Source organism: Cuspidothrix issatschenkoi CHARLIE-1, assembly GCF_002934005.1.
GTDB lineage: Bacteria > Cyanobacteriota > Cyanobacteriia > Cyanobacteriales > Nostocaceae > Cuspidothrix > Cuspidothrix issatschenkoi.
Genome location: NZ_PGEM01000148.1, coordinates 1 through 2,919, shown reverse-complemented (window position 1 = coordinate 2,919; position 2,919 = coordinate 1). Strand labels below are relative to the sequence as shown.

Sequence of the window (2,919 nt, the reverse complement as noted above, 5' to 3'; positions counted from 1 at the left end):
ATAGTATACCCGCACCACAAAAGTTTGATTATGGTTGTACCTCATTTGAATGAAATATGCTTTAAGAGTATACCTACTTGCTTATTGATTGAATTTTAAGCCATGAGCAGTGAAAACAAAGTGACAGATTCCGCTACACTGAGATTTGGATTATTGCATTGTAACTAGATCATGGAAATCGGACAGAAAGTTAAGGTGATTCGTTTGCGCGATCGCGTACCCTCTACTATCGCTCAAAAACTGGGAAAAATCGGCATTATCGAAGGCTACAAAGTGACTGATGGCTATGGTATCGGTGTTGTAGTCAAGTTTGATGACAACTTCTCTACCTGGTTTTTTGAAGATGAAATTAAACCAGCATAGTCAAAATAACTAACAGCAGAGGCTAATAAGATTGGTTGAGTGCTAAGTTGGAATTGAAAAGATAGGCGATAATTGGAAATCGAGTAATGGCCTTGATACTGACATTTTTGGGCAAAAACGGTATAACTCGCTCTAAAGTAGCGATCGCCGCCGCCATTAGTTTGGCAACACAAGGCAAAAGGGTACTCCTAGCAGGACTAGCAGATCCAACATTGCCAATTCTACTCAATACTACTCTAACTCCTGACCCCCGGGAAATCTCTCCCAATCTCCACGCAGTACAGTTTCAAGCCTCTGTACTGCTAGAACGCAACTGGGAAGAATTAAAAAAACTAGAGGAACAATATCTCCGCAGTCCGATTTTTAAAGAGGTTTATGGGCAAGAACTGGTAGTGTTACCAGGCATGGACAACGCCCTCGCTCTCAATGCCATTCGTGAATATGATGCCAGTGGCAAATATGATGCGATTATCTACGATGGTACAGGTGATACTGGCAGTTTGCGGATGCTGGGAATGCCAGAATCTTTAAGCTGGTATGTCAGAAGATTTCGGCAATTGTTTGTTAACTCCGATTTAGGGAAAACAATTTCTGAATCACCTCTAATTCAACCCTTGATTAGTAGCTTGTTTAATTTTAATTGGACGGCTGACAATTTTTCCCAACCCACTAACCAAGTTAATAGTTTTCTCGAACAAGGTAAAGCGGCTTTAGCTAATCCCCAGCGTGTCGCCGCTTTTTTGGTGACAACATCAGATCCCATTGATGTGGCTAACTCCCGCTATTTGTGGGGAAGCGCTCAACAAATTTGTTTAACTATTGGTGGCGCAATACTATTTGCTGAGGCAGGAAATACTAATTTATCAGCAGAATTTGCACCTTTACCTGTGAGCATCGTTCCCGATGTCTCCAATGGTGAATGGCAACCTCTAATAGATGCTTTACCCAACTTTGTTGAGCAAGCATTACAAGCACCAAAACCAATGGAAATAGACGTACATAATAGCCAAGTACGGTTGTTTTTACCAGGTTTTGACAAAAAACAAGTCAAACTCACCCAGTACGGGCCAGAAGTTACAGTAGAAGCCGGAGATCAAAGACGTAATATCTTCCTCCCACCGGCTCTAAGTGGTAAACCCGTAACCGGTGCAAAATTTCAAAATAGTTATTTGATAATTTCTTTTTAGGTAATAGGTAATGGGTAATGGGTAATGGGTAATAGGTAAAAGTTTTTCCAATTACCTCTTTCCCCATTACCTCTTCTCCAATTAACAAATACCAATCACCAATTACCATTACACCTTATGTCTGAATCAACTCCCATTAACCCAAATTCTCAGCCTAATGAGGCAATAGAATCTCCAAACCAAGAAGTTACAATCACAGAAGACCGCAATGCGAAAACTCGGCAATTGCTAGGAATGAAAGGTGCAAGTGCTGGGGAAACTTCCATTTGGAAAATCCGCTTGCAATTGATGAAACCGATTACCTGGATTCCTCTAATTTGGGGTGTGGTATGCGGTGCTGCTTCTTCTGGGAACTACACCTGGACTTTAGAAAATTTTTTGAAGTCTGCCCTGTGTATGTTGCTTTCTGGTCCTTTATTGACAGGTTATACCCAAACTATCAATGATTATTATGACAGAGAAATTGATGCAATTAATGAACCTTACCGACCTATTCCTTCGGGAGCAATTTCGGAAAAACAAGTAATTAGCCAATTTGTGCTTTTATTATTATTAGGATATGGGGTAGCCTATACCTTAGATTTATGGGCAGGTCATCCAACTCCTACTGTTTTGCTGTTGTCTGTTTTTGGTAGTTTTATTGCCTATATCTATTCTGCACCACCATTAAAATTAAAACAAAATGGTTGGTTAGGAAATTATGCTTTAGGTGCAAGTTATATTGCTTTACCTTGGTGGGCGGGTCATGCTTTATTTGGTGAACTAAATTGGAAAATTGTCGTTCTCACTTTATTTTATAGTTTGGCAGGTTTGGGTATTGCCATTGTCAATGATTTTAAGAGTGTGGAAGGCGATCGCCAATTAGGATTACAATCATTACCTGTCATGTTTGGGGTACAAACTGCGGCTTTAATTTGTGTAGTCATGATTGACTTATTTCAAGGTTTGGTTGCAGGTTATTTGGTGAGTATTCACGAGAATTTATATGCAGCGATTCTTGTCTTATTAATCATTCCCCAAATCACTTTCCAAGATATGTATTTTCTCCGTGACCCCATCGCCAATGATGTCAAATATCAAGCCAGTGCCCAACCTTTTTTGGTCTTGGGAATGTTGGTGACAGGTATAGCATTAGGTCATGCGGGAATTTAACTGTAGAGTGCGATGGACAAACTATAGGATTAGCAGATGTATTAATTGCTGCAATTGCTATAGAAAATAATTTAATTTTAGTGACAGGAAATACTAAACATTATCAAAAAATTCAATCATTAGTAGGACTTACGCACAAAGCAATCAAAAACCTGATTCTTTCGTAGGGGTAATTCATGAATTACCCCTACTTTCGTGATGTTTTGCGTAAGTCCTG

3 protein-coding genes are annotated in these 2,919 nt (G+C 39.6%); all 3 read left to right on the top strand.

Annotated features, from left to right (window positions below):
- The first annotated feature begins 171 nt into the window (after positions 1–171).
- On the top strand, positions 172–363 hold the full coding sequence (gene petP, locus CUN59_RS17810; RefSeq protein ID WP_104389107.1) for a cytochrome b6f subunit PetP: 192 nt from the start codon (positions 172–174) through the stop codon (positions 361–363).
- Positions 364–449: 86 nt separating this feature from the next.
- Entirely contained in the window at positions 450–1,550 is a 1,101-nt protein-coding gene (locus tag CUN59_RS17805; RefSeq protein ID WP_104389106.1) for a Get3/ArsA fold putative tail anchor-mediating ATPase NosAFP, read from the top strand.
- A 117-nt stretch (positions 1,551–1,667) separates the two neighbouring features.
- Positions 1,668–2,702, top strand: a complete 1,035-nt coding sequence (gene chlG / locus CUN59_RS17800; RefSeq protein ID WP_104389105.1) for a chlorophyll synthase ChlG — start codon at positions 1,668–1,670, stop codon at positions 2,700–2,702.
- Positions 2,703–2,919 lie beyond the last annotated feature (217 nt).

What these genes read in the sequence shown, in the direction of transcription:
- chlG (WP_104389105.1), top strand. Translation starts at nt 1,668, where the DNA reads ATGTCTGAATCAACTCCCATTAACCCAAATTCTCAGCCTAATGAGGCA.
- petP (WP_104389107.1), top strand. Translation starts at nt 172, where the DNA reads ATGGAAATCGGACAGAAAGTTAAGGTGATTCGTTTGCGCGATCGCGTA.
- CUN59_RS17805 (WP_104389106.1), top strand. Translation starts at nt 450, where the DNA reads ATGGCCTTGATACTGACATTTTTGGGCAAAAACGGTATAACTCGCTCT.